The sequence below is a fragment of the Bacillus sp. 9.4 genome, from assembly GCF_055486415.1.
Genome location: NZ_JBVFMU010000002.1, coordinates 237,237 through 263,856, shown reverse-complemented (window position 1 = coordinate 263,856; position 26,620 = coordinate 237,237). Strand labels below are relative to the sequence as shown.

The following is a 26,620-nucleotide window of genomic DNA, read 5'->3' as shown; positions in this document are numbered from 1 at the left end:
TGAAAAACATGTCAACACTATTATGGCTTTTAAGCTTTACGCTCCACGGCGTTCTTCTGTACGCTGTCATTATCCTGTATACGAGGCTCGCTGCAGTGAAAGAAACAGAAAAACAGCAAAAACAGATACTTGAAGAGACGGAAAACACCTTGGCGGCATTTCTGCTTGAATTAAAAGAAGAAAATGAGAAACTGATAGAAAATAAAGCTTCATCTGCAAGTCAATCAGATGAAGAATCCCAAAAACCAGGCCTTCAGCACTCTGAAACATATCAAGAGCGGGATCCAGTTCAAGAGGCAGAGAATCTTCCTGAACATATTGAAGGTCTGATTACAGAGGTTGACCGTCGGGAAGAGATCGTAAACAGTGAGGTCCAATCATTTGAAGACCAGGTCATAGAATTATATGAACAGGGATATTCGGCAAGTCAGATTGCCCAGAAAATGAAGAGCGGAAAGACAGAAATCGAGCTATTTTTAAAATTTCGCTCCAAAGGTGTAAAGGATTCTTGATTGTCGGATAAAGCTGTGTTATATTATGTCTTGGTGTTAAATACACACGCTTAACGATTTATGCAGAGGGTGCTGCAGGCGGCAGTTCTGCACAAAAATGACCTAAGCGGAGGAAAAAAACCATTATATTAGGAGGAAATAACATGTCAGTCATTTCTATGAAGCAATTGCTTGAAGCTGGTGTTCACTTCGGTCACCAAACACGCCGCTGGAACCCAAAAATGAAGCGTTACATTTTCACGGAGCGTAACGGAATCTACATCATTGACCTTCAAAAAACAGTCAAAAAAGTAGAGGAAGCTTACAACTTCACTAAAAATCTTGCTGCTGAAGGCGGAAAAATCCTTTTCGTCGGAACAAAAAAACAAGCTCAAGATTCTGTTAAAGAAGAAGCTCAACGCTCTGGCATGTACTATGTCAACCAACGCTGGTTGGGCGGTACATTAACAAACTTCGAAACAATCCAAAAACGTATTAAACGTCTTAAAGACATTGAAAAAATGCAAGAAAACGGTACGTTTGATGTACTTCCTAAAAAAGAAGTCGTTCAATTGAAAAAAGAATTAGAGCGTCTTGAAAAATTCCTAGGCGGAATTAAAGATATGAAGGATCTTCCTGATGCATTATTCATCATCGATCCTCGCAAAGAGCGCATCGCTGTTGCGGAAGCTCGCAAATTAAACATCCCTATCATCGGTATCGTAGATACTAACTGTGATCCAGATGAAATCGATGTTGTTATCCCAGCGAACGATGACGCTATCCGCGCTGTTAAACTTCTAACTTCTAAAATGGCAGATGCAATCTTAGAAGCGAAGCAAGGCGAAGAAGAAGCGGAAGTTGCTGAAGAAACTGCACCAGAAACAGAAACAACAACTGCGTAACCTATTCAAAAGGTGATAAGAGGGACTGCCTTTTATCACCTTTTTTCAAGAAAAATGTGTAATATACATACTCTTGTTTAAACATATAAGGAGGAATACAAATGGCAATTACTGCACAGCAAGTAAAAGAACTGCGTGAAAAAACTGGCGCGGGCATGATGGATTGTAAAAAAGCGTTAACTGAAACTGACGGAGATATGGACAAAGCAATTGACCTTTTAAGAGAAAAAGGGATTGCAAAAGCAGCGAAAAAAGCTGACCGTATCGCAGCAGAAGGTTCTACTCTTATTAAAACTGACGGCAACAAAGGCGTTATCCTAGAAGTAAACTCTGAAACTGATTTCGTTGCGAAAAACGAAGGCTTCAAAGAGCTTCTTAACACTTTAGCTGACCACCTTCTTGCAAACACGCCAGCAGATGTTGAAGAAGCAATGGGTCAAAAAATGGAAAATGGCTCAACTGTTGAAGAGTACATCACAAGCGCAGTTGCTAAAATCGGTGAGAAAATCACTCTTCGTCGCTTTACAGTTCTTACAAAAGACGACAGCTCTGCATTCGGTGCGTACCTTCACATGGGCGGCCGCATTGGTGTATTAACTGTTCTCAACGGTACAACTGATGAAGAAACTGCGAAAGATATCGCAATGCACGTTGCTGCAGTTAACCCTCGTTACATTTCTCGTGATCAAGTATCTGAAGAAGAAACAAATCATGAGCGTCAAATCTTAACTCAGCAAGCCCTCCAAGAAGGCAAACCTGAAAACATCGTAGCGAAAATGGTTGAAGGCCGTCTGAACAAATTCTTCGAAGAAATTTGTCTATTAGACCAAGCGTTCGTTAAAAACCCAGATGAAAAAGTGAAACAAGTTATTGCAGCGAAAAACGCTACTGTTCAAACTTTTGTCCGCTATGAAGTTGGAGAAGGCATCGAAAAACGTCAAGAAAACTTTGCTGAAGAAGTAATGAACCAAGTGAAAAAATAATGGTGAAAAGATTTCGCGGCTAAGTCGCGTCTTTTCAGGCAGTATAGGGGACACATTTTGTGTTCCCTATTTTTAAAACTATATTTACAAACCTTTTTTTCTCTTGCATAATAGAAAACGGCAATGTTTACACTTGGAGGTTATCATGGAAAAACCAAAATACAAACGTATCGTATTAAAGCTTAGCGGGGAAGCATTGGCAGGAGAACAGGGAAATGGAATTAACCCGACTGTCATTCAATCCATTGCAAAGCAAGTGAAGGAAATCGCTGAGCTTGAAGTCGAAGTGGCTGTTGTAGTAGGCGGCGGCAACTTATGGCGCGGAAAAACAGGAAGTGACCTGGGCATGGACCGCGCGACTGCTGACTATATGGGAATGCTGGCGACAGTAATGAATTCGCTTGCTCTTCAAGACAGCTTGGAAACACTCGGAATCCAGTCCAGAGTGCAAACATCCATTGAAATGAGACAAGTTGCTGAACCGTACATAAGAAGAAAAGCGATACGCCACTTAGAGAAAAAACGTGTCGTTATTTTCGCTGCGGGCACAGGAAACCCATATTTCTCAACTGATACGACAGCTGCACTGCGGGCTGCTGAAATTGAGGCAGACGTTATTTTAATGGCTAAAAATAACGTTGACGGTGTGTATAATGCTGATCCTAGAAAAGATGAATCAGCTGTTAAGTATGAATCACTTTCTTATCTTGACGTTCTTAAAGACGGCCTGGAAGTCATGGATTCAACAGCTTCCTCTTTATGCATGGACAATGACATTCCGCTTATCGTCTTTTCTATTATGGAAGAAGGAAATATCAAACGTGCCGTTATCGGTGAATCAATCGGAACGATCGTGAGGGGGAAATAACGTGTCAAAAGAAGTATTAACTCAAACAAAAGAAAAAATGGAAAAAGCAATTGCTGCTTATCAGCGCGAATTGGCTACTGTACGCGCAGGGCGTGCAAATCCATCATTATTAGATAAAGTAACGGTTGAATATTACGGAGCGCAGACACCTTTAAATCAGTTGTCTTCTATTAACGTGCCTGAAGCTCGTATGCTCGTTATCACACCATACGACAAAACAGCAATCGGCGATATCGAAAAAGCGATTTTAAAAGCTGATTTAGGTCTTACACCAACAAGTGACGGCAATATGATTCGAATTGCAATTCCGGCACTAACAGAAGAGAGACGGAAAGAATTAGTGAAAGTTGTAAAAAAATATGCTGAAGAAGCAAAAGTAGCTGTTCGTAACGTTCGCCGTGATGCTAACGATGATCTCAAAAAACTTGAGAAAAACGGAGACATTACTGAGGATGAACTGCGTGCTTCCACTGAAGACGTTCAAAAACTGACAGATGAATATGTGTCAAAAATTGACAGTGTCACAAAAGACAAAGAAAAAGAAATCATGGAAGTTTAATGAAAAACTATGTACAATAGATAATAGTGAAAAGACCCTCTCATGTTTACAGGGGGTTTTTTTGTTAATACTGTTGATTACATTGATTATCAGCAGGGAATGTAACCTTTTTGGGTGACGGAGGAATCTCATGCTCAACATACTCAAAAATTGGAAGAATCAGCAAACTGCGGCTTCCAACTTAGAACGTTATACAAAAGAAGACATACTTAAGGGAGAAATTCCCGAACACATCGCCATTATCATGGATGGAAATGGCCGTTGGGCTAAAAAACGCTCTCTTCCCAGAATTGCAGGCCACCATGAAGGGATGAAGGTGGTAAAAAGGACCACGAAGCTCGCAAACGAATTAGGTGTCAAAGTACTGACATTGTATGCATTTTCAACAGAAAACTGGAAAAGACCGAAAATGGAAGTCGATTTTTTAATGAAGCTTCCGGAAGAATTTTTGAATACGTATCTTCCAGAGCTTGTTGAGGAAAATGTACAGGTTCGGATCATTGGGGATGAAACGGCTTTGCCGGCGCACACATTACGTGCGATTGAAAAAGCTGTACAGGACACGGCGCAAAACGACGGAATGATCCTTAATTTTGCTCTTAACTATGGAGGCCGTACTGAAATTGTCAGTGCTGCAAAATCACTCGCGGAAAAAGTGAAGGAAGGCTCTTTGAATATTGAAGACATTGATGAATCGCTTTTTTCTACTTATTTGATGACTGAATCTTTGCAGGATCCTGAACTTTTAATTCGAACGAGCGGCGAGATAAGGCTGAGTAATTTTATGCTATGGCAGGTTGCCTACAGTGAATTTGTCTTTACTGACGTCTTGTGGCCTGACTTTAAAGAAGATCACTTCTTGCAGGCGTTAGGAGAGTTTCAGCAGAGAGGCCGGAGGTTTGGCGGAATTTAGAGGATGGTGGACATGAAACAAAGAATTTTGACAGGTGTTCTGGCAGCAATTGTATTTTTATTTTTGGTTATTGTCGGGGAATTGCCGTTCACCATATTAATTTATGCTATGGGCAGTGTGGCGCTTTTTGAACTTTTACGGATGAAAAAGCTGAAGCTGGTTTCACTGCCGGGTTTGATCGGTCTTTTATTATTGTGGATGTTCTTATTGCCAAGCCAGTATTCGTTTTTTGAAGCGGACGGAATTTCCAAAATGGAAATCGCTTTATTTGCGGTACTGCTATTGCTGACTTACACAGTGTTGGTCAAGAACACCTTTACTTTTGATGAAGTCGGGTTTATTACGCTTGCAGCAATTTACCTCGGAATGTGTTTTCATTATTTTATCGAAATCAGAAATCTTGACCAATACGGATTAACATACATTTTTTATGCGTGTGTTGTCATTTGGTCCACTGATTCCGGTGCCTATTTTGTCGGTAAATCGCTCGGGAAGCGGAAACTGTGGCCTGAAATCAGTCCGAATAAAACAGTGGAAGGGTTTGCAGGCGGAATTGTCATCGCACTTGTATTGGCGACGATTTTTCAGCTTGTTGCACAACTTCCGATCCCGTATATTTATCTGCTGTTGATCACGCTGTTTTTGTCTGTTTTTGGACAACTGGGAGATTTAGTGGAATCCGCGTTGAAAAGACATTACGATGTAAAGGATTCTGGGAATATTCTTCCCGGGCATGGCGGTATATTAGACCGTTTTGACAGTTTCTTGTTTGTCATGCCTTTCTTGTACTTTCTGCTTGCCCTTTTTTCATAAAAAAGTCTAATATGAATATGAGACTGATCATGCAGCAATAAGAATAGGAGTAGTGGCAACTTTGAAAAATATTTGTCTTTTAGGAGCAACAGGATCAATCGGCGAACAGACTCTTGATGTACTGCGTGCACATCAAGATCAATTTCAGCTGGTATCTATGTCGTTTGGCAGAAATATTGATAAGGCCGTTCCAATGATTGAGGTCTTTCAGCCGAAGTTTGTCTCTGTCGGTGATCTGGATACATATCATAAATTAAAACAAATGTCTTTTTCTTTTGAATGCCAAATCGGGCTGGGAGAAGAAGGGCTGATAGAAGCAGCAGTGATGGAGGAGGTTGACATTGTTGTCAACGCTTTGCTTGGAAGCGTCGGCCTTATCCCGACGTTAAAGGCAATTGAACAGAAAAAAACAATTGCGCTTGCAAATAAGGAAACTCTTGTCACTGCAGGGCATATAGTAAAAGAACATGCTAAGAAATATGATGTTCCGCTGCTGCCTGTTGACAGTGAGCATTCAGCCATTTTTCAAGCTCTTCAAGGCGAACAGGCTAAAAACATTGAACGCCTCATCATTACGGCATCCGGCGGAAGTTTTCGGGACAAGACGCGGGAGGAGCTCGAATCAGTAACAGTTGAAGATGCATTAAAACATCCAAACTGGTCAATGGGTGCAAAAATTACAATTGATTCGGCTACAATGATGAATAAGGGATTAGAGGTGATCGAGGCACACTGGCTTTTCGATATACCTTATGAACAAATTGATGTGGTTTTACATAAGGAGAGCATCATCCATTCAATGGTTGAGTTCCATGATAAAAGTGTGATCGCACAGCTCGGAACTCCGGATATGAGAGTCCCCATTCAATATGCGCTCACTTATCCTGACCGATTGCCATTACCAGATGCGAAAAGGCTTGAATTATGGGAAATCGGCAGCCTTCATTTTGAGAAAGCTGATTTTGACAGGTTCCGATGCTTACAATTTGCTTTTGAATCAGGTAAAATAGGAGGAACAATGCCGACAGTGCTAAATGCGGCAAATGAAGTAGCTGTCGCTGCCTTTTTAGCTGGCAAGATACCGTTTTTGGCTATTGAAGACTGTATCGAAAAGGCACTAACCCGCCATCAATTACTGAAAAAACCGAGCCTGGCGGACATTCAAGAAGTGGACAAAGATACCCGGGGATACGTCAATTCAATACTCACATAAGGTGGTATGTTCGTGAATACAGTTATAGCGTTTATCATTATTTTCGGAACGCTCGTTTTCTTCCATGAACTGGGCCATTTATTGCTAGCCCAAAGAGCGGGAATTCTCTGCCGTGAATTTGCGATCGGCTTCGGTCCAAAGATTTTTTCTTTCAAAAAAAATGAAACAGTTTATACGATCAGGCTGCTTCCGGTCGGCGGGTTTGTTCGTATGGCCGGCGAAGATCCGGAAATGATTGAGGTGAAACCCGGATACACGGTCGGGCTTCTCTTTAATAAAGAAGATCAAGTTGAGAAAGTCATCATCAATCAAAAGGAAAAATATCCGGATGCTTTAGTCGTTGAAGTGGAAACAGCGGATCTAGAGCATGACATGAAGATCACCGGTTATGAACAGGGGAAAGAGGACGAACTTTCCAGCTTTACTGTCAGCGAAACATCCTTTTTTATTGTAGACGGAGAAGAAGTGCAGATTGCGCCGTATAATCGCCAATTTGGTTCCAAACCTGTGTGGCAGCGGATTAAAGCAATTGCTGCAGGGCCGATTATGAACTTTATTTTAGCTTACATCATTTTAGTGATGCTTGGGCTGATTCAAGGCGTACCGTCAAATGAACCTATGCTCGGGCAGCTGACAGACAATGGACGGGCGGCTGAAGCAGGGCTAAAAGAAGGGGATTATATCCAAAGCATTAACGGAGAGAAAATGAGGTCTTGGACTGACATTGTCTCCGCTGTAAAAGAAAACCCGGAGAAAGAAATGGACGTTGCAGTAAAAAGAGATAACAAAACGCTTCATATTTCGGTGACTCCGGAAGCTGTTAAAGATGAGAACAAAAAAACAATCGGACGTTTCGGTTCCTATGCGCCGACTGAAAAAGGCGTACTCTCAGCGGTTGCTTACGGCGCGACATCAACAGTTGATGTCACCAAAGCCATTTTAACCAATCTGAGCAAATTAGTAACAGGCCAATTTAAACTCGATATGCTGTCAGGTCCTGTCGGCATATATGACATGACAGACCAAGTGGCGAAAACAGGGATAGTGAACTTATTTCAGTTTGCGGCGTTTTTAAGCATTAACCTTGGGATTGTCAACCTGCTTCCGATTCCGGCACTTGACGGAGGAAGACTGTTGTTTCTATTTATTGAAGCGATTCGGGGCAAACCGATTAACAGGGAAAAAGAAGCATTTGTTGTGTTTATCGGAGTAGCTTTCTTAATGCTTCTTATGCTGGTTGTCACATGGAACGATATCCAGCGGCTGTTTTTGTAAACGAAAAGTAAATCAATCAGAGGTGCGAAGAAATGAGACAAAGCTTGACGCTTATTCCTACGCTCCGTGAAGTTCCAGCTGATGCCGAAGCAAAAAGTCATCAGCTTCTTCTGAGAGCAGGATTTATCAGACAGAATACGAGCGGGGTATACAGCTATATGCCTCTTGCGTATAAGGTGATTCAAAACATTCAGCAGATTGTTCGAGAGGAAATGGAGAAAATTGATGCCGTAGAAATGCTCATGCCCGCATTGCAGCAGGCAGAGACATGGCAGGAATCAGGCAGATGGTATACGTATGGTCCCGAACTGATGAGGCTAAAAGACCGTCATGGCCGTGAATTTGCTTTAGGGGCAACGCATGAAGAGGTTATCACTTCGCTTGTTCGCGATGAGGTTAAATCTTATAAGCGTCTCCCTCTGACTCTTTATCAAATTCAGTCTAAGTTCAGAGATGAAAAACGTCCTCGCTTCGGTTTGTTAAGAGGCCGCGAATTTATTATGAAGGATGCGTACTCTTTCCATGCATCTGCAGAGAGCCTGGATGAAACGTATCAAAAAATGTACGAAGCCTATTCTAATATTTTTGCCCGCTGCGGCATTAATGTAAGACCTGTTATCGCTGATTCAGGCGCAATGGGAGGAAAGGATACGCACGAATTTATGGCACTTTCTGCGATCGGAGAGGATACGATTGCGTATTCTGATGAATCACAGTACGCGGCTAATATCGAGATGGCTGAAGTTCTTTACCAGGAAGTTCCTTCAGATGAAGAGCCTAAAGCTCTAGAGAAGGTTCATACGCCTAACGTGAAAACAATCGAAGAACTGACTGCGTTCTTGCAGGTTTCGGCTGAAGCGTGCATTAAGTCAGTATTGTTTAAAGCTGATGACCGTTTTGTCTTAGTGCTTGTAAGAGGAGATCATGAAGTTAACGATATTAAAGTGAAAAACTTGCTTCATGCAGAAGTTGTAGAGCTTGCCACACATGAAGAGGTCATTCAGCAGCTCGGAACAGAGCCAGGCTTTGTAGGCCCTGTCGGTATTCATAAGGATGTGGAAGTATATGCTGATCAAGCTGTGAAAGCAATGGTTAATGCTGTTGCCGGGGCAAATGAAGGAGATTATCATTATAAAAATGTCAATGTGAATCGTGACGCGCAAATTAAAGAATTTGCTGATCTTCGTTTTATTAAAGAAGGTGATCCTTCACCAGACGGCAAGGGAACGATCCGTTTTGCTGAGGGAATCGAAGTCGGACAAGTCTTTAAGCTCGGAACACGCTATTCAGAAGCGATGAATGCGACATATTTAGATGAAAACGGACGCGCGCAACCAATGCTGATGGGCTGTTACGGAATCGGTGTGTCAAGAACGCTTTCTGCTATTGCTGAACAGCATCACGACGAAAAAGGATTAATATGGCCAAAAAGCGTTGCGCCGTACGATCTTCATATTCTTGCATTGAACATGAAAAACGATGGGCAAAGAGAGCTTGCTGAAAAGCTGTATGCCGATTTAAAAGCGGAAGGCTATGAAGTGCTCTATGATGACCGTGCTGAGCGTGCCGGCGTAAAATTCGCTGATTCAGATCTAATCGGCCTTCCAATCCGTATCACTGTCGGAAAACGGGCTGACGAAGGAATCGTCGAAGTGAAAATTCGTCAAACTGGTGAGTCAACTGAGATCTCAGTAGACGAATTATCTGCGTTTATCAGCAAGCAGTAATCACCATAACGATTTATCAAAAAACATGTTAAAATAGAAATAATAGAAGGTACCTCATTGCCTGAGGTACCTTCACTTATGATGTTTTTAGGGAGGGATACTGTCTTAATGGAACAGTTATCAGTAAACAGAAGGCAGTTTCAAATTCTTCTGCAGCAGATTAATATGACAGATGATACCTTCATGACATACTTTGAACATGGCGAGATTAAAAAGCTGACAATTCACAAAGCTTCTAAGTCTTGGCATTTTCATTTTCAATTTAAATCTTTGCTGCCTTTTCAAATATATGACACATTAACAACGAGGCTGACGCAATCGTTCGCCCACATAGCAAAAGTAACATCTTCAATTGAAGTTCAGGATGCCGAGGTCAGTGAAAGTATCATTCAAGACTACTGGTCACGCTGCATTGAAGAACTGCAGGGCATTTCGCCGCCGATTATCAATCTTTTAAACCAGCAAAAACCGAAGCTGAAGGGCAATAAACTGATTGTCAAAACCAAAACCGATACAGAAGCGGCTGCTTTAAAGAACAAATACAGTTCCATGATACAAGCAGGCTACCGTCAATTTGGCTTTCCGGATCTTCAGCTTGATGCTGAAATATTTGTATCCGAGCAGGAAGTTCAAAAGTTTCGGGAGCAAAAGCTTGCGGAAGACCAAGAGCGTGCTATGCAGGCCTTGATTGAAATGGAGAAGAAAGATAAAGAAAGTGATGAAGACCAAGCACCATCTGGTCCTCTTGTTATCGGTTATCAAATTAAAGATAACGAGGAAATCCGGACACTTGACAGCATCATGGACGAAGAACGGAGAATTACGGTCCAAGGTTATGTGTTTGATGTGGAGACGCGCGAGCTGAAGAGCGGGCGCACGCTGTGTATCTTCAAAATTACAGACTATACAAATAGTATTTTGATCAAAATGTTTGCACGTGAAAAAGAAGATGCGGCACTGATGAAGTCTCTGAAAAAAGGAATGTGGGTAAAAGCACGCGGAAGCATTCAAAATGATACATTTGTCAGAGACCTTGTCATGATCGCAAATGACGTAAACGAAATAAAAGCAAAAACCCGTGAAGATTCAGCACCTGAAGGAGAAAAAAGAGTGGAATTGCATCTTCATTCCCCAATGAGCCAAATGGATGCTGTTACGGGTATCGGAAAGCTTGTCGAACAAGCGAAAAAATGGGGGCATGAGGCCATCGCTTTGACCGACCATGCTGTCGTTCAATCCTTCCCTGATGCGTATTCTGCGGCCAAAAAGCATGGAATTAAAATGATTTACGGGATGGAAGCGAATCTCGTGGATGATGGCGTGCCAATTGCTTATAATGCCGCACATCGTCTGCTCGAAGAAGAAACATATGTTGTTTTTGACGTTGAGACGACAGGATTGTCTGCTGTATACGATACCATTATTGAGCTGGCTGCAGTAAAAGTAAAAGGCGGAGAAATTATTGATAAATTTGAGGCGTTTGCGAACCCGCATCGTCCGCTTTCCGCCACAATCATAGAGCTGACAGGGATCACAGATGATATGCTACAAGACGCTCCGGATGTCGTAGATGTAATAAGAGATTTCAGAGAATGGATTGGCGATGATATTCTTGTCGCTCATAATGCAAGCTTTGATATGGGATTCTTAAATGTAGCCTATAAAAAGCTTCTTGAAGTCGAAAAAGCTAAAAACCCAGTCATTGATACGCTTGAACTTGGACGTTTTCTCTATCCGGAATTTAAGAACCACCGGTTGAACACACTTTGTAAAAAGTTTGATATCGAACTCACACAGCATCACCGTGCGATCTATGATACTGAGGCAACCGCTTATTTGCTTCTGAAAATGCTGAAAGACGCAGCTGAAAAAGGCATTCAGTACCATGATGAGTTGAATGAAAATATGGGTCAGTCCAATGCTTATCAAAGATCAAGACCGTATCATGCAACATTACTTGCCGTGAACAGCACGGGACTTAAAAATTTATTTAAGCTTGTGTCACTTTCTCATATTCATTATTTTTACAGAGTGCCGCGTATTCCGAGATCTCAGCTTGAGAAATACAGGGAAGGGCTGCTGATCGGTTCTGCCTGTGACAGGGGAGAGGTTTTTGAGGGAATGATGCAAAAATCGCCTGAAGAGGTGGAAGATATCGCGTCATTCTATGATTACCTTGAGGTTCAGCCGCCTGAAGTGTATCGTCACTTGCTGGAGCTTGAACTGGTCCGTGATGAAAAAGCGCTGAAAGAAATTATTGCGAATATCACGAAGCTGGGGGAAAAGCTTAATAAACCGGTTGTTGCTACGGGAAATGTTCATTACTTGAATGATGAGGATAAAATCTACAGAAAGATTTTAATATCCTCACAAGGCGGGGCAAATCCGCTGAATAGGCATGAACTGCCGAAAGTGCATTTCAGAACGACAGACGAAATGCTTGAAGCTTTTTCTTTCTTAGGTGAAGAAAAAGCGAAGGAGATCGTAGTCACCAATACCCAAAAGGTTGCTTCTTTAGTTGATGACATCAAGCCGATTAAAGATGATTTATATACGCCGAAAATCGAAGGCGCTGATGAAGAGATCAGAGAAATGAGCTATCAGCGTGCAAGAAGCATTTACGGGGAAGAGCTGCCTGAAATTGTCGAAGCGCGGATTGAAAAAGAGTTAAAGAGTATTATTGGCCACGGATTTGCTGTTATTTACTTGATCTCTCACAAACTTGTAAAACGTTCACTAGATGACGGGTATCTCGTTGGTTCCCGTGGTTCCGTAGGATCTTCATTAGTTGCGACACTTACTGAGATTACTGAGGTAAATCCGCTGCCGCCGCACTATGTTTGTCCTGAGTGTCAGCATTCTGAGTTCTTTAATGACGGTTCTGTCGGTTCTGGTTTTGACCTGCCTGACAAGACATGTCCTCATTGCGGAACGCCTTTGAAAAAAGACGGCCATGATATTCCATTTGAAACGTTCTTAGGATTTAAAGGGGACAAAGTACCTGATATCGATTTGAACTTCTCAGGGGAATATCAGCCGCAAGCACACAATTACACAAAAGTATTGTTCGGAGAAGACAATGTATATCGTGCGGGAACAATAGGCACGGTGGCAGAAAAAACAGCCTACGGTTATGTAAAAGGCTATGCCGGAGACAACAATCTTCATATGCGCGGTGCCGAAATAGATCGGCTCGTACAGGGATGCACAGGTGTAAAACGTACAACTGGACAACACCCTGGCGGTATTATCGTAGTTCCGGATTATATGGATATTTATGATTTTTCACCGATCCAGTTCCCGGCAGATGCCACAGGTTCAGAGTGGAAAACGACTCATTTTGATTTCCACTCCATCCATGACAACCTGTTAAAACTTGATATTCTCGGACACGATGACCCGACTGTTATTCGGATGCTTCAAGACTTAAGCGGAATAGATCCGAAAACAATTCCGACGGATGATCCTGAAGTGATGAAGATCTTCCAGGGAACCGAATCACTCGGTGTGACTGAAGAACAGATTGGCTGTAAAACGGGCACTCTTGGAATTCCTGAATTCGGAACCCGATTTGTCCGGCAGATGCTTGAAGATACAAAGCCGACCACTTTTTCTGAGCTCGTTCAGATTTCAGGCTTGTCTCACGGAACTGATGTATGGCTTGGCAATGCACAGGAGCTCATCCACAATAATATTTGTGAGCTGAGTGAGGTTATCGGCTGCCGTGATGACATTATGGTTTATTTAATCTATCAAGGCCTTGAACCGTCCCTTGCCTTTAAAATCATGGAATTCGTGCGTAAAGGAAAAGGATTAACGCCTGAATGGGAAGAAGAAATGAAAAATAACAATGTCCCAGACTGGTATATTGATTCCTGTAAAAAGATTAAATACATGTTCCCGAAAGCCCACGCCGCGGCATATGTCTTAATGGCAGTCCGCATTGCTTACTTTAAAGTGCATCATGCTCTTTTGTATTATGCGGCTTATTTTACCGTTCGTGCAGATGACTTTGATATTGATACAATGATCAAGGGCTCTACAGCAATCAGAGCGGTAATGGAGGATATAAACGCTAAAGGACTTGATGCTTCACCGAAGGAAAAGAACCTTCTGACTGTTTTAGAATTAGCGCTTGAGATGTGTGAGAGAGGCTATTCATTCCAAAAAGTCGATTTATATCGCTCCAGCGCTACAGAGTTTATTATTGACGGCAACAGTCTTATTCCGCCGTTTAACTCTATTCCAGGGTTAGGGACGAACGCTGCTTTGAACATTGTAAAAGCTCGCGAAGAAGGCGAATTCCTCTCAAAAGAAGATTTGCAAAAGAGAGGGAAAGTATCAAAAACGATTTTAGAGTACTTAGATCGCCATGGCTGTCTGGAATCACTGCCTGATCAAAACCAATTGTCACTGTTCTAATATGGAAAGCAGAATTTCTCAGAAATTCTGCTTCTATGCATACATAAGCGCAAAAAGTGCCATCGTAATATTAGAGTTTCTGTCACTTGCTTAGGTATGAAGGTAAGCGTATATCCATTTGCAATAAAAATATGGTTATGGTATAGTTTTATTGGAAATGCTAACGATTACCGAGGCAAAGAGTGGGGAAACCCGCTCTTTTGTATTGAACAGGAGAATTTTGTCTCGACATGTTCATCGTTTACTTTTTAGCCCCTGCTCTTTTGAAGCAGGGTTTTTATGCAGAGTGACGAGACGAATATGAGATCGACAGCACAAGGAGGAAGAACATGAGCAAAAAAGTGACTGACACCGTTCAAGAAATGGCTCAGCCAATCGTAGACAGCCTTCAGCTGGAACTCGTTGACATTGAATTTGTCAAAGAGGGCCAAAGCTGGTTCCTTCGCGTGTTTATTGATTCCGATGACGGTGTGGATATTGAGGAATGTGCCAAAGTAAGCGAAGCTTTAAGCGAAAAGCTTGATGAGGCAGACCCAATCAGCCAAAATTACTTTCTTGAAGTCTCATCTCCAGGAGCTGAGCGTCCGCTAAAGAAAAAAGCCGATTTCGAAAAATCACTAGGAAAAAACGTATACATTAAGACGTATGAGCCTATTGACGGCGTAAAAGTGTTTGAAGGTGAACTGGCTGAATTTGATGGACAAACAGTGACAGTTGAGATCACGATCAAAACAAGAAAGAAACGGATCAATATTCCGTATGAAAAGATAGCTAATGCAAGATTAGCTGTTACATTCTAATGAATACAAATGTTTTAAGGGGGGAGACCGTTAAATGAGCAGTGAATTATTAGATGCTCTCACGATTCTTGAAAAAGAAAAAGGCATCAGTAAAGAAATTATCATCGAAGCAATCGAAGCTGCGTTAATTTCTGCTTATAAGCGGAATTTTAATCAAGCGCAAAATGTACGGGTGGATCTAAACCGTGAAACTGGCTCCATCCGTGTATTTGCAAGAAAAGATGTCGTTGACGAAGTATACGACCAGAGATTAGAGATCTCAATTGAAGAGGCGCAGGGCATCCATCCGGAATATATGGTCGGCGATGTCGTCGAAATCGAAGTTACACCTAAGGATTTCGGGCGCATAGCTGCTCAAACAGCAAAGCAGGTCGTCACACAGCGTGTGCGCGAAGCTGAGCGCGGTGTGATTTATTCTGAATTTATCGACCGTGAAGAAGACATCATGACAGGGATCGTCCAGCGTCTGGACAATAAATTTATCTACGTGTCTTTAGGCAAAATAGAAGCCTTGCTGCCGGTTAATGAGCAAATGCCGAATGAAAGCTACAAGCCCCATGACCGCATTAAGGTATATATCACAAAAGTAGAAAAAACAACGAAGGGCCCGCAGATTTATGTGTCAAGAACACATCCAGGTCTGTTAAAGCGTTTGTTTGAAATTGAAGTGCCTGAAATTTATGATGGAACTGTCGAGCTAAAATCTGTTGCCAGAGAAGCCGGCGACCGTTCAAAAATTTCTGTTCGTACAGATGATCCTGACGTGGATCCTGTCGGTTCATGCGTAGGGCCTAAAGGCCAGCGTGTGCAAGCAATCGTCAATGAATTAAAAGGTGAAAAAATTGACATTGTCAACTGGTCCAGTGATCCTGTAGAATTTGTCGCGAATGCGCTCAGCCCTTCCAAAGTGCTTGATGTCATTGTTAATGAAGAAGAAAAAGCGACAACTGTTATTGTTCCTGATTACCAGCTGTCTCTGGCAATTGGCAAAAGAGGACAAAACGCACGCTTAGCTGCTAAACTGACAGGCTGGAAGATTGATATTAAGAGCGAAACGGACGCAAGAGAACTTGGAATCTATCCGAGAGAACTTGAAGAAGATGATGAGCCGCTCTTTACGGAGCCTGAAACTGCTGAATCGGATGAATAAGAGGTGACTTTAGGTGAATAAACACAAAAAGATCCCATTACGCAAATGTGTAGTGACTGGTGAAATGAAGCCTAAAAAGGAACTGATCCGAGTTGTACGGTCGAAAGAAGGCGAAATCTCAGTAGACCCGACCGGAAAAAAGAATGGGCGGGGTGCTTATTTAACGCTGGATAAAGAGTGCATCTTAGCAGCAAAAAAGAAAAACACTTTGCAAAATCAATTTCAATCACAAATCGATGACCAGATTTTCGATGAATTGCTGGAACTGGCGGAAAAGGTGAAAAAATAAAATGTCTGGAATGGAATGGTTTCCCTTGCTGGGTCTGGCCAATCGAGCTCGTAAGGTCGTGTCAGGCGAAGACTTGGTAATAAAAGAAATCAGGAATGCGCGTGCAAAGCTTGTCCTGCTTACAGAGGATGCATCATCTAACACAGCAAAAAAAGTAACTGACAAGTGCAATTATTATAAAGTCCCTTATAAAAAAGTCGAGAGTCGCGCGGTTCTTGGACGCTCTATCGGTAAAGAAGCCCGTGTCGTTGTCGCCGTCACTGACCAAGGTTTTGCGAATAAGCTGATCAGCTTGCTCGATTAATATTTTTGGGGGTGAACGAATGGCTAAAATGAGAGTATACGAATATGCAAAAGCGTTAAATGTTTCAAGTAAGGAAATTTTGACCGCACTGAAGAACATGGATTTAGAAGTGAATAATCACATGGCCATGCTTGAAGAAAAGGCCATTAAAAAGCTTGATGCCAAATATAAAAAAGGCGGCGCAGCTGCTAAATCTCAAAAGCCAGCAGAAACGAACAAAAACAAACAGCCACAAGGGGTTAATCAGCAATCAGCTGGAAATCAACCAAATAAAATTCGAGACGGAAAGAAGAATGACGTGCAGAATAATCAATTTAACAAAAACAAGAAGAATAACAACAACAAAAAAAATAAACGCAACAACAACAATAAAAACCAACATCAGCAAAAGCCTGTAAAGCCGAAAAAAGAGCTTCCTGAGAAAATTACATTCTCTGGCACTTTAACAGTTGGCGCACTTGCTGAAGAGCTTGGCAAAGAGCCTTCAGAACTCATTAAAAAGCTGATGCTTCTTGGCGTAATGGCAACCATTAACCAAGAGCTTGATAAAGACACAATCGAACTCATTGCATCAGAATATGGTGTTGAAACAGAAGAGGTCATTGTGCTTGAAGAAACAGAGCTGGAAAAATACGAAGAGCCTGATAATGAAGAGGATCTTGAAATTCGTCCTCCTGTCGTGACAATCATGGGCCACGTTGACCATGGGAAAACAACGCTTCTTGACAGCATCCGTAAAACAAAGGTTGTTGAAGGAGAAGCAGGCGGAATCACTCAGCATATCGGCGCTTATCAAATTGAAGAGAACGGCAAGAAAATCACGTTCTTGGATACACCGGGCCACGCCGCATTTACAACAATGCGTGCACGCGGTGCAGAAGTAACTGATATTACGATTCTTGTCGTAGCTGCCGATGACGGTGTCATGCCGCAAACAGTTGAAGCGATTAACCATGCAAAAGCAGCAGAGGTTCCAATCATCGTAGCTGTGAATAAAATAGATAAAGAATCCGCAAACCCTGACCGTGTGATGCAAGAACTGACGGAATACGGACTTGTCCCTGAAGCTTGGGGCGGAGAAACCATTTTTGTGCCGCTTTCTGCTTTAACTGGAAAAGGCATTGATGAGCTCGTTGAAATGATTTTGCTTGTCAGTGAGGTAGAGGAACTGAAAGCGAATCCGAACCGTCAGGCAAAAGGAACGGTTATTGAAGCTGAACTCGATAAAGGCAGAGGGTCAGTTGCGACGTTGCTCGTACAAACTGGAACACTGCATGTCGGTGATCCGATCGTAGTCGGCAATACATTTGGCCGTGTCCGTGCAATGGTCAACGACATTGGCCGCCGTGTGAAAACTGCCGGCCCATCAACTCCGGTTGAAATTACCGGTTTGAATGATGTCCCTCAAGCGGGAGACCAATTCCTTGTCTTTAAGGATGAAAAAACAGCTCGTTCTGTCGGTGAAGCCCGTGCTTCGAAACAGCTTGAAGAGCAGCGCAGCGATAAAGCGAAGCTCAGTCTTGATGATTTATTCGAGCAAATTAAGCAAGGTGATGTAAAAGACATCAACCTCATCGTAAAAGCTGACGTTCAAGGATCTGCTGAAGCTTTAACGGCTGCGCTTCAAAAAATTGAAGTAGAAGGCGTTAAAGTGAAAATCATCCATACAGGCGTTGGTGCGATTACTGAATCTGACATTATCTTGGCATCTGCTTCCAATGCAATTGTTATTGGGTTTAATGTGAGACCGGACGGAAATGCTAAGAGTACGGCTGAAGCTGAAAATGTAGATATTCGACTTCACCGTATCATTTACAAAGTAATCGACGAGATTGAAGCTGCCATGAAAGGTATGCTTGATCCTGAATATGAAGAAAAAGTAATTGGTCAAGTAGAAGTACGCCAAACATTCAAAGTATCTAAAATCGGTACAATTGCCGGCGGATATGTTACTGAAGGAACCATTACGCGCGACAGCGGCCTCCGTTTAATTCGTGACGGCGTCGTCATCTTTGAAGGCGAAGTAGATGTTCTGAAACGCTTTAAAGACGATGTGAAAGAAGTTTCACAAGGCTATGAATGTGGTATTACAATTAAGAAATACAATGACATTCGTGAAGGTGACATCCTTGAAGCGTTTGTCATGCAAGAAATTGAAAGAACGTGATCGGATTTGCGGAGTGTGAATGCATCATTTATGATGCAGGATCGCTAAAAGAAAAGCGTGCCGTTCTGAAGCGGGTTTTAACCAGGGTTCAAAACAAGTTCAATGTTTCGATTTCGGAGATTGGCTATCAGGACACCTGGCAAAGAACCAGCTTCGGAATCGCCGCTGTTTCTTCCTCTCGCGTTCAAACAGAAAAAGAACTGCAGCGCGTCCTAGCGTTTATCGATTCTTTTCCTGAAATTGAACGGACGATCACTAGGACAGAGTGGTTTTAACTTAGAGGTGATTGAATTGAGTATGAGAGCAAACCGTGTCGGCGAGCAAATGAAAAAAGAACTCGGTGATATTATCAGCCGCAGGCTGAAAGACCCGAGAATTGGTTTTCTGACAGTAACGGATGTACGTGTATCAGGTGATTTGCAAATTGCAAAGGTGTATATCTCGGTTCTCGGTGACGAGAAAAAACGGGAAGAAGCGCTGAAAGGGCTGGCAAAAGCGAAAGGATTTATCCGATCCGAAATCGGCAGCCGCATCAGACTTCGAAAAACGCCTGAAATTGAATTTGAGTTCGATGAATCAATCGATTACGGAAATCGGATCGAAACACTGATTCACGAATTACATTCAGAGAAACCATCTGAATAAAAAATGAGAGGATAGGCGTATATCGTCTGTCCTCTTTCTTCGTTTAAAAGAAAAAAAACAGAAGGAGTGAAAGGCAAATGGTTAACGGAGTTCTCCTTTTACATAAACCTGTTGGCATGACATCGCACGACTGTGTCATGAAGATCCGAAAGCTGTTAAAAACAAAAAAAGTAGGACATACTGGAACGCTCGATCCGGAAGTGTCAGGCGTGCTTCCGATTTGTGTAGGAAGAGCGACAAAAATAGTCGAATACTTAACTGAAAAATCTAAAACGTATAATGCAGAAATAACGCTTGGCTTTTCAACCACAACAGAGGATCAAACCGGAGAAACGGTGGAAACAAAGCCTGTCAATCACGACATTGCTAAAGCGGATGTAGAAAAGGTTTTAAACAGTTTAAAGGGGAAACAAGAACAAATTCCGCCCATGTATTCCGCTGTAAAAGTAAACGGCAAAAAATTATACGAATACGCAAGAGCAGGGATTGAAGTAGAACGTCCGAAACGTATGATAACCATTGAAGACATTGCCCTGACGACAGAGATTAAACATCATGGAGAAACCGCAAGCTTCCGGTTTACAGTGACTTGCTCCAAAGGGACCTATGTAAGGACGCTGGCGGTCATGATCGGAGAAAAGCTCGGATATCCGGCTCATATGTCTCATTTAATCCGTACGGCATCCGGAGATTTTTCTCTCGACGAATGCTTTACTTTTGATGAGCTCGAAGCACAGGCCCAATCCGGAACCGTGGAAGAGCATACAGTTCCTATTGAACGTGCGCTCAATCATTTGCCGAAATGGATCATAAGTGATACATTAGCTAAGAAAGTAGAAAATGGGGCTTTGCTTGAGACGCCCGAGCAGTTTTCTGAAATGACAAGTGAGGACCGTATTGCCGTCTTTACTGAATCCGGAACCTGCTTGGCGATCTATTTCCCTCATCCTGCAAAAAAAGGGCTGTTAAAGCCGGCAAAAGTATTGATGCAAAAAAGCGAACAATAGAAAAAAGGTGACCGTTCTGTGAAGACGATACATATTACACATCCTCATCATTTAATAAAAGAGGAGCAGGCAAAATCAGTGATGGCGTTAGGTTATTTTGACGGCGTTCATCTCGGGCATCAAAAGGTAATCGGCACAGCGAAGCAAATAGCCGAAGAAAAAGGTCTGACATTGGCTGTGATGACCTTTCATCCCCATCCTTCTCACGTGTTGGGCAGAGATAAGGAACCAAAGGATCTGATTACGCCTCTTGAAGACAAAATAAACCAAATTGAACAATTAGGCACAGAAGTTCTGTATGTCGTTAAATTTAATGAAGTGTTTGCTTCTCTTTCTCCTAAGCAGTTTATAGACCAGTATATTATCGGCCTTAATGTGCAGCACGCAGTGGCAGGCTTTGACTTTACGTACGGCAAATACGGCAAGGGAACAATGGAGACCATGCCGGATGATTTAGACGGAAAAGCTGGGTGCACAATGGTAGAAAAATTAACGGAGCAGGATAAAAAAATCAGTTCTTCATATATCCGTACTGCACTTCAAAACGGAGATGTTGAATTGGCGAATGTCTTGCTTGGACAGCCTTATTTTATTAAAGGAATTGTCATTCATGGTGATAAAAGAGGGCGGACCATCGGGTTTCCGACAGCAAATGTCGGTTTAAATAACAGCTATATCGTTCCGCCCACAGGTGTATATGCCGTAAAAGCGGAAGTGAACGGCGAAGTTTACAATGGCGTTTGCAATATTGGCTATAAGCCGACGTTTTATGAAAAGCGCCCTGAGCAGCCTTCCATCGAGGTCAATCTGTTTGATTTCGATCAGGAGGTATATGGAGCCGCTATAAAAATCGAATGGTATAAACGGATTCGGAGCGAGCGGAAATTCAATGGCATCAAAGAATTAACTGAGCAAATTGAGAAAGATAAGCAGGAAGCCATCCGTTATTTCAGCAATTTGCGGAAATAACTTGCAACGCACACAAATTTTATTCTAAAATATTTGCATATAGGCGCGATTTTTAGTATGATAGTTTTCGTAGTCTTAAAACCATTGCTTGGCAATCCGAAGTCACCGACGGTTGCTAGGTAACTGGGGCTAAATATGATTTGGAGGTGAAACAGGATGGCAATTACTCAAGAGCGTAAAAACCAACTCATCAATGAGTTCAAAACACACGAATCTGATACTGGATCTCCAGAAGTTCAGATCGCTATCCTAACTGACTCAATTAACAACTTGAACGAGCATTTACGTACTCACAAGAAAGACCACCACTCACGTCGCGGTCTTCTTAAAATGGTAGGTAAGCGTCGTAATCTTCTTACGTATCTGCGTAATAAAGACGTAACTCGTTACCGTGAGTTAATTAACAAACTAGGCTTACGTCGATAATCGTAAAAAGCGGGAGGATTCCCGCTTTTTTATCGTATTAAAGCGAAATTTCTTATAACAAATCATTGAAATCCTTTTACATACTACTTTGACATTGATATGTTCAATTCATTTCGTTCATAATAGGAGTAATTGATTATTTCACACAACGAAGAGAGGAGTTCGTAATTGTATGGGACAAGAAAAACATGTCTTTACCATAGATTGGGCCGGAAGAACGCTTACTGTTGAAACCGGCCAGCTTGCCAAACAGGCAAATGGTGCTGTGATGATCCGCTACGGTGATACAGCAGTACTTAGTACAGCAACCGCATCAAAAGAACCTAAACCGCTTGATTTCTTCCCTCTTACTGTAAACTATGAAGAAAGATTATATGCGGTAGGGAAAATTCCGGGCGGATTTATTAAAAGAGAAGGACGTCCAAGTGAAAAAGCGGTTCTTGCCAGCCGTTTAATTGACCGTCCGATCCGTCCTTTGTTTGCCGATGGATTCCGTAATGAAGTTCAGGTCATCAGCATTGTCATGAGTGTTGACCAAAACTGCTCTTCAGAAATGGCTGCTATGTTCGGTTCATCTCTTGCACTTTCTGTATCGGATATTCCGTTTGAAGGACCGATTGCAGGGGTTACTGTCGGACGCATTGATGATCAATTTATCATTAACCCGACAGTCGATCAGCTTGAAAAAAGCGACATCAATCTTGTCGTTGCCGGCACGAAAGATGCGATTAACATGGTAGAAGCGGGAGCGGACGAAGTTCCTGAGGAAATCATGCTTGAGGCCATTATGTTCGGCCATGAAGAGATTAAACGCCTGATTGCATTCCAAGAAGAAATTGTTGCAGCAGTCGGCAAAGAGAAATCTGAAATTAAGCTCTTTGAAATTGATGAAGAGCTTAATGAAAAAGTAAAAGCTTTGGCAGAAGAGGATCTGCTGAAAGCCATCCAAGTTCATGAAAAGCATGCCCGTGAAGATGCCATTAACGAAGTGAAGAACGCAGTTGTGGCAAAATTCGAGGATGAAGAACATGATGAAGACACAATCAAGCAAGTGAAGCAGATTTTATCCAAGCTGGTGAAAAATGAAGTTCGCCGCCTGATTACTGAAGAGAAAGTAAGACCGGACGGCCGCGGTGTCGATCAAATCCGCCCGCTCTCTTCAGAGGTTGGCCTCTTGCCAAGAACGCACGGTTCAGGTCTATTTACAAGGGGACAAACTCAGGCCCTCAGCGTATGTACGCTAGGTGCTCTGGGAGATGTGCAAATCCTTGACGGCTTAGGTGTCGAAGAGTCGAAACGGTTTATGCATCATTACAACTTCCCGCAATTCAGCGTTGGGGAAACAGGACCGATGCGCGGACCGGGACGTCGTGAAATCGGACACGGAGCACTGGGTGAGCGTGCGCTTGAGCCAGTTATTCCGTCTGAAAAAGACTTCCCTTATACTGTCCGTCTTGTTTCAGAAGTGCTTGAATCAAACGGTTCTACATCTCAAGCAAGCATTTGCGCAAGCACACTTGCAATGATGGATGCCGGTGTACCGATTAAAGCGCCAGTTGCTGGTATTGCGATGGGTCTTGTCAAATCAGGCGAACATTACACTGTCTTGACTGACATCCAAGGCATGGAAGACGCGCTCGGAGATATGGACTTTAAAGTAGCGGGAACTGAAAAAGGCGTAACGGCCCTGCAAATGGACATTAAAATTGAAGGCCTTTCCAGAGAGATTCTTGAAGAAGCGCTTCAGCAGGCGAAAAAGGGCAGAATGGAAATCCTCAACAGCATGCTTGCAACATTAAGCGAATCAAGAAAAGAGCTTTCTCGATATGCGCCTAAGATCTTAACAATGACCATTAATCCTGATAAAATCCGCGATGTCATCGGACCAAGCGGAAAACAAATCAATAAGATCATCGAAGAAACCGGTGTTAAAATTGATATTGAGCAGGACGGCACAATCTTTATTTCCTCTACAGATGAAAGCGGCAACCAAAAAGCGAAAAAAATCATCGAAGACCTTGTTAGAGAGGTTGAAGTCGGCCAACTTTACCTAGGTAAAGTGAAACGGATTGAAAAATTCGGGGCTTTCGTTGAAATTTTCAGCGGAAAAGACGGTTTGGTGCACATTTCAGAGCTTGCGCTTGAACGTGTAGGGAAAGTTGAAGATGTTGTAAAAATCGGAGACGAGATTCTTGTCAAAGTCACTGAAATTGATAAACAAGGACGAGTGAATTTATCCCGCAAAGCGGTGCTCCGTGAAGAGAAAGAAAAAGAAGAACAACAATCTTAAATGAAAACATAAAAGGAGCCTGGGAGACCCGGCTTCTTTATTTTGAAGCTTTTCAAAAGCAGGCGGGTTCTACCTTGTCCTTCTCCTTCATAATGTGAGGTGAGGGGGGACAGAACATGTACAAAAAATTTGTACCGTTTGCCGTTTTTTTATTTCTTTTTTTTGTCTCATTTGAGATGATGGAAAATCCGCATGCACTTGATTATATAGGGGCAATGAAAAAAGATACGGTGACTGTCACGGCGTCAAAAGACCCGTTATATGAAGAATTGCTTCAAAAAGCGCCGGAGTACGAAGTTAAGCCCCAGAATGCAAGAATTGATAAAGTGTGGAAAAGCATTCCCGGCTACAATGGATTAAAGGTCAATATTGAACAATCATATAAAAAAATGAAAAAGAATGGCGAGTTTCGGGAAAAAGACCTGGTGTACAGCCAAGTAAAACCAAGTGTTCATCTTGAGTCACTTCAGCCTGAGCCTATTTATAAAGGAAATCCTGACAAGCCGATGGTTGTTTTCTTAATCAATGTGGCATGGGGAAATGAGTATTTGGAAAAAATGCTCCCTATTCTGCAAAAGCACCAGGTTAAAGCTACGTTCTTTTTAGAAGGCAATTGGGTGAGAAAAAATGAACAGCTCGCTAAGAAGATTGCAAAAGACGGACATGAAATCGGAAATCATTCATACAATCATCCGGATATGAGCAAACTGACTACAGGAAGAATTTCCGAGCAGCTCGACAAGACTAATGAACAAATAGAACAAACGATCGGTGTTAAGCCAAAGTGGTTCGCTCCGCCGAGCGGAAGTTTCAGAAAAGCGGTTATCGACATTGCAGCTGAGAAACAGATGGGAACAGTCATGTGGACAGTTGATACAATCGATTGGCAAAAGCCGGCTCCGTCTGTACTTCAGACGAGAGTGTTAAGCAAGATACATAATGGTGCCATGATTTTAATGCATCCGACTGACCCTACGGCGGAAAGTCTTGAAGCGCTGATTACAAAGATAAAAGACAAAGGATATGCGCTTGGAACAGTCACTGAACTAATGGATGAAACAAGACTATTGAAGTAACAGATGAAGGCAGCTTGTCTTTGAATAGGAGGAACAAATTTGATTAAACGATATACGTGTCAAAATGGTGTAAGAATTGTGTTGGAAAATAATCCGACAGTCCGTTCTGTTGCGATCGGCGTATGGATCGGCACAGGGTCGAGACATGAAACGCCGGAGATAAACGGAATTTCTCACTTTTTAGAGCACATGTTCTTTAAAGGGACGAGCACAAAATCTGCACGCGAGATAGCAGAATCTTTTGATCGTATTGGCGGCCAGGTCAATGCGTTTACTTCAAAGGAATATACCTGCTACTATGCAAAGGTGCTTGACGAGCATGCGAATTACGCGCTGGACGTATTAGCAGATATGTTCTTTCATTCAACGTTTGATGAAAACGAGCTGAAAAAAGAGAAAAATGTAGTATATGAAGAAATTAAAATGTACGAAGATGCGCCGGACGACATTGTACATGATTTACTGAGCAAGGCCACTTACGGCAATCATTCTTTAGGCTACCCAATTTTAGGAACGGAAGAAACGCTTGCTTCCTTTAACGGTGACTCTCTCAGACAATACATGCATGATTATTATACGCCGGACCGAGTGGTGATTTCGGTAGCGGGCAATATATCTGACAGTTTTATCAAAGATGTAGAAAAATGGTTCGGGTCATACGAGGCGAAAGGTAAAGCGACAGGCCTTGAGAAGCCTGAGTTCCACACGGAAAAACTGACGAGAAAAAAAGAAACAGAGCAGGCTCATTTGTGCCTTGGATTTAAAGGCTTAGAGGTTGGCCATGAACGTATTTATGATTTAATCGTCCTCAACAATGTGCTCGGAGGCAGCATGAGCAGCCGGCTGTTCCAAGATGTGCGTGAAGATAAAGGACTTGCTTATTCTGTTTACAGCTATCACAGCTCATATGAGGACAGCGGAATGCTAACGATTTACGGCGGAACGGGTGCAAATCAGCTTCAGCAGCTGTCGGAAACAATTCAAGAAACCCTTGCCACATTAAAACGTGACGGCATTACCTCGAAAGAACTGGAAAACAGCAAAGAGCAAATGAAGGGAAGCTTAATGCTGAGCTTAGAAAGCACAAACAGCAAAATGAGCCGAAACGGAAAAAATGAACTGCTGCTCGGCAAACATAAAACATTAGATGAAATCATCAATGAATTAAACGCCGTGAACTTAGAGCGTGTTAACGGCCTTGCCAGACAATTGTTTACTGAAGACTATGCATTAGCACTTATCAGCCCTTCCGGCAATATGCCGTCTTAAAATGGAAAGCCTGCTCCATAATGGAGCAGGCATTTTTTAATCCCTTTCATCATACATAG

The 26,620-nt window shown here is 42.4% G+C and carries 24 protein-coding genes; all 24 read left to right on the top strand.

What is annotated here, in order from left to right; translation table 11 throughout:
* Positions 1 to 8: 8 nt before the first annotated feature.
* The 24 genes from swrB (at position 9) to ACZ07B_RS07735 (ending at position 26,561) form a co-directional block, all read left to right on the top strand.
* Entirely contained in the window at positions 9 to 512 is a 504-nt protein-coding gene (gene swrB, locus ACZ07B_RS07850) for a swarming motility protein SwrB (RefSeq protein ID WP_015252089.1), read from the top strand.
* Positions 513 to 655: 143 nt separating this feature from the next.
* Complete coding sequence (gene rpsB / locus ACZ07B_RS07845; protein ID WP_003220918.1) at positions 656 to 1,396, top strand: 30S ribosomal protein S2; 741 nt, start codon at positions 656 to 658, stop codon at positions 1,394 to 1,396.
* A 101-nt stretch (positions 1,397 to 1,497) separates the two neighbouring features.
* Positions 1,498 to 2,379, top strand: coding sequence for a translation elongation factor Ts (tsf, locus tag ACZ07B_RS07840; RefSeq protein ID WP_003231929.1), 882 nt, complete (start codon positions 1,498 to 1,500; stop codon positions 2,377 to 2,379).
* 145 nt (positions 2,380 to 2,524) lie between these two features.
* A complete protein-coding gene (gene pyrH, locus ACZ07B_RS07835; RefSeq protein ID WP_003220923.1) occupies positions 2,525 to 3,247 on the top strand; it encodes a UMP kinase in 723 nt (240 codons plus the stop codon).
* Position 3,248: 1 nt separating this feature from the next.
* The gene (gene frr / locus ACZ07B_RS07830; protein ID WP_003231927.1) at positions 3,249 to 3,806 is read left to right on the top strand and encodes a ribosome recycling factor; all 558 of its coding nucleotides are present in this window, start codon (positions 3,249 to 3,251) and stop codon (positions 3,804 to 3,806) included.
* Between the two features lie 130 nt (positions 3,807 to 3,936).
* Positions 3,937 to 4,719, top strand: coding sequence for an isoprenyl transferase (locus ACZ07B_RS07825; RefSeq protein ID WP_003231925.1), 783 nt, complete (start codon positions 3,937 to 3,939; stop codon positions 4,717 to 4,719).
* 3 nt (positions 4,720 to 4,722) lie between these two features.
* Positions 4,723 to 5,532: a phosphatidate cytidylyltransferase gene (cdsA, locus tag ACZ07B_RS07820; protein WP_464877086.1), complete on the top strand. Its 810-nt coding sequence runs from the start codon at positions 4,723 to 4,725 to the stop codon at positions 5,530 to 5,532.
* Between the two features lie 61 nt (positions 5,533 to 5,593).
* On the top strand, positions 5,594 to 6,745 hold the full coding sequence (gene dxr / locus ACZ07B_RS07815; RefSeq protein ID WP_003245155.1) for a 1-deoxy-D-xylulose-5-phosphate reductoisomerase: 1,152 nt from the start codon (positions 5,594 to 5,596) through the stop codon (positions 6,743 to 6,745).
* 6 nt (positions 6,746 to 6,751) lie between these two features.
* Entirely contained in the window at positions 6,752 to 8,020 is a 1,269-nt protein-coding gene (rseP, locus tag ACZ07B_RS07810) for an RIP metalloprotease RseP (RefSeq protein WP_464877085.1), read from the top strand.
* A gap of 32 nt (positions 8,021 to 8,052) precedes the next feature.
* Complete coding sequence (proS, locus tag ACZ07B_RS07805) at positions 8,053 to 9,747, top strand: proline--tRNA ligase (RefSeq protein WP_217019622.1); 1,695 nt, start codon at positions 8,053 to 8,055, stop codon at positions 9,745 to 9,747.
* A 108-nt stretch (positions 9,748 to 9,855) separates the two neighbouring features.
* A complete protein-coding gene (locus ACZ07B_RS07800; RefSeq protein ID WP_124059856.1) occupies positions 9,856 to 14,169 on the top strand; it encodes a PolC-type DNA polymerase III in 4,314 nt (1,437 codons plus the stop codon).
* A 329-nt stretch (positions 14,170 to 14,498) separates the two neighbouring features.
* Entirely contained in the window at positions 14,499 to 14,969 is a 471-nt protein-coding gene (gene rimP / locus ACZ07B_RS07795; protein WP_003231915.1) for a ribosome maturation factor RimP, read from the top strand.
* A 34-nt stretch (positions 14,970 to 15,003) separates the two neighbouring features.
* Positions 15,004 to 16,119, top strand: coding sequence for a transcription termination factor NusA (gene nusA, locus ACZ07B_RS07790; protein WP_003231912.1), 1,116 nt, complete (start codon positions 15,004 to 15,006; stop codon positions 16,117 to 16,119).
* A 13-nt stretch (positions 16,120 to 16,132) separates the two neighbouring features.
* Positions 16,133 to 16,408 (top strand): glucose-induced regulator RulR, encoded by a 276-nt coding sequence (gene rulR, locus ACZ07B_RS07785; protein WP_009967250.1) that lies wholly within the window; start codon positions 16,133 to 16,135, stop codon positions 16,406 to 16,408.
* 1 nt (position 16,409) lies between these two features.
* Positions 16,410 to 16,712: a YlxQ family RNA-binding protein gene (locus ACZ07B_RS07780; protein ID WP_003220946.1), complete on the top strand. Its 303-nt coding sequence runs from the start codon at positions 16,410 to 16,412 to the stop codon at positions 16,710 to 16,712.
* Positions 16,713 to 16,731: 19 nt separating this feature from the next.
* Positions 16,732 to 18,879, top strand: coding sequence for a translation initiation factor IF-2 (gene infB, locus ACZ07B_RS07775; RefSeq protein ID WP_024571391.1), 2,148 nt, complete (start codon positions 16,732 to 16,734; stop codon positions 18,877 to 18,879).
* Positions 18,876 to 19,154 (top strand): DUF503 domain-containing protein, encoded by a 279-nt coding sequence (locus ACZ07B_RS07770; RefSeq protein ID WP_003231905.1) that lies wholly within the window; start codon positions 18,876 to 18,878, stop codon positions 19,152 to 19,154. The genes infB and ACZ07B_RS07770 overlap by 4 nt, the downstream gene beginning before the upstream one ends.
* Before the next feature lie 16 nt (positions 19,155 to 19,170).
* On the top strand, positions 19,171 to 19,524 hold the full coding sequence (gene rbfA / locus ACZ07B_RS07765; protein ID WP_464877084.1) for a 30S ribosome-binding factor RbfA: 354 nt from the start codon (positions 19,171 to 19,173) through the stop codon (positions 19,522 to 19,524).
* Between the two features lie 77 nt (positions 19,525 to 19,601).
* Complete coding sequence (truB, locus tag ACZ07B_RS07760) at positions 19,602 to 20,531, top strand: tRNA pseudouridine(55) synthase TruB (protein WP_464877083.1); 930 nt, start codon at positions 19,602 to 19,604, stop codon at positions 20,529 to 20,531.
* Positions 20,532 to 20,549: 18 nt separating this feature from the next.
* The gene (gene ribF / locus ACZ07B_RS07755; protein WP_014476827.1) at positions 20,550 to 21,500 is read left to right on the top strand and encodes a bifunctional riboflavin kinase/FAD synthetase; all 951 of its coding nucleotides are present in this window, start codon (positions 20,550 to 20,552) and stop codon (positions 21,498 to 21,500) included.
* A gap of 156 nt (positions 21,501 to 21,656) precedes the next feature.
* Entirely contained in the window at positions 21,657 to 21,926 is a 270-nt protein-coding gene (gene rpsO, locus ACZ07B_RS07750; RefSeq protein WP_003220957.1) for a 30S ribosomal protein S15, read from the top strand.
* 172 nt (positions 21,927 to 22,098) lie between these two features.
* Positions 22,099 to 24,216 (top strand): polyribonucleotide nucleotidyltransferase, encoded by a 2,118-nt coding sequence (gene pnp, locus ACZ07B_RS07745; RefSeq protein WP_003231897.1) that lies wholly within the window; start codon positions 22,099 to 22,101, stop codon positions 24,214 to 24,216.
* A gap of 116 nt (positions 24,217 to 24,332) precedes the next feature.
* On the top strand, positions 24,333 to 25,292 hold the full coding sequence (locus ACZ07B_RS07740) for a polysaccharide deacetylase family protein (protein WP_464877082.1): 960 nt from the start codon (positions 24,333 to 24,335) through the stop codon (positions 25,290 to 25,292).
* A gap of 39 nt (positions 25,293 to 25,331) precedes the next feature.
* Positions 25,332 to 26,561 (top strand): M16 family metallopeptidase, encoded by a 1,230-nt coding sequence (locus tag ACZ07B_RS07735; protein WP_003245717.1) that lies wholly within the window; start codon positions 25,332 to 25,334, stop codon positions 26,559 to 26,561.
* The last annotated feature ends 59 nt before the right edge of the window (positions 26,562 to 26,620 follow it).